2 protein-coding genes are annotated in these 1641 nt (G+C 69.0%); both read right to left on the reverse strand.

Annotation, left to right across the window (positions count from 1 at the left end; all coding sequences use genetic code 11):
- Window positions 1–637, reverse strand: a 637-nt coding sequence (locus C7C56_RS11505; RefSeq protein WP_106757542.1) for an ATP-binding cassette domain-containing protein, incomplete at its 3' end; no start/stop codon positions are given.
- Window positions 630–1641: FtsX-like permease family protein (locus C7C56_RS11510; protein WP_106757541.1), on the reverse strand; the 1012-nt coding region annotated here is incomplete at its 5' end. The genes C7C56_RS11505 and C7C56_RS11510, both read right to left, overlap by 8 nt.

A 1641-nucleotide genomic window follows, 5' to 3' on the forward strand; every position in this document is an offset into this window, starting at 1 on the left:
GGGTGACGATCACGAAGGCGGTGCCCAGCGTTTTCGACAACTCGAGCATCAGGTCGAAGATCTGCTGCGCGTTGGCGTGGTCGAGGTTGCCGGTCGGCTCGTCCGCCAGCACGCACGCCGGCCCGGCCACCAGCGCGCGCGCCAATGCCACGCGCTGGCGCTCGCCGCCCGACAATTCGCCCGGCACGTGCGTGACCCGCTTGGCCAGCCCCACGCGCGCCAGGATCTCCTGCGCCTTTTGTGCGGCGCGCGCGCGTTTCTCGCGCCGGATCATGAGCGGCATGGCCACGTTGTCGAGCGCCGAGAACTCCGGCAGCAGGTGGTGGAACTGGTACACGAAACCGAGTTCGGTGTTGCGCAGGTCGCCGCGGCGCGACTCCGACAGCGCCGCGAAGTCCTCCCCCCACAGCGTGACCGAGCCGGTGGTCGGCGTGTCGAGCCCGCCGAGCAGGTGCAGCAGGGTCGACTTGCCCGAGCCCGAGGCGCCGACGATGGCCACGCGCTCGCCGCGGAACACGCTGAAGTCGACGCCGCTTAGCACCGGCACCTGGTAGGCGCCCTGGGTGAAGGTCTTGCCCAGGCCGCGGCAGGCCAGCACGGCCTCGCCGGCGCCCGTTTGGCCGGCCCGCTCACTCATAGCGCAAGGCCTCGGCCGGCTTGACGCGCGACGCAGCCCAGCTCGGATAGAGCGTGGCCACCAGCGCGAGCACCAGGCCGAACACGGCGACCATGATCACGTCGGGCGCCTGCAGGTCGGACGGCACGGCGCTGAGCAGGTAGATATCCTGCGACAAAAACTTCACCTGCAGCACGCGCTCGATGAACGGCACGATCACGTCGACATTGAGCGCCACCAGCACCCCGAGCCCGATGCCGCAGGCGGTGCCCATCAGCCCGACCAGCACGCCCTGCACCATGAAGATCTTCATGATCGACGCGGGCGAGGCGCCCAGCGTGCGCAGGATGGCGATGTCGGCCTGCTTGTCGGTGACCGACATGACCAGCGTGGCCACCAGGTTGAACGAGGCGACGGCGACGATCAGCGCCAAAATGATGAACAACATCTTCTTCTGCGAGCGCACCGCCGCGAACCACAGGACGTTCTGCTTGGACCAGTCGCGCATGATCAGCTCGCCCGGCATGCTGGCCATCAGTTCGGCCGCTACCCGGGGCGCCGCGTGCATGTCGGCGATGCGCAGGCGCAGGCCGGACGGCCCGCCGATGTTGGCGATTTCCATGGCGTCGTCGAGGTGCACGAAGGCTAGCGCCGAGTCGTATTCGTAGTGCCCCGAATTGAACACGCCGACCAGCGTGAACGGGCGCACCCGCGGGATGCCGGCCTGGTTGCCGGCCTGGTTGCCGGCCTGGTTGCCGGCCTCCTTGCCGGCCTCGGGCTGGGCCAGCGCGATCGAGAATCTGTCGCCCACGTTCAGCTTGAGCGACTTGGCCAGCACGTGGCCGACCACGATGTTGAAGGTGCCCGGCAGGAGCTGGCCGAAGCTGCCCTCGGTGACCTTGCCGGCCACGTCCGAGACGGTGCGCTCCTGCGCCGGCAGCACGCCGCGGATCATCGCCGGGCGCATCACGCCGTCACTGATGAGCATGCCTTCGGTGTCGACGAACGGCGCCGCCGCCACCACC

Origin of the sequence: Massilia glaciei, from assembly GCF_003011895.2 — a bacterium.
GTDB classification, from domain to species: Bacteria; Pseudomonadota; Gammaproteobacteria; order Burkholderiales; family Burkholderiaceae_D; genus Telluria_A; species Telluria_A glaciei.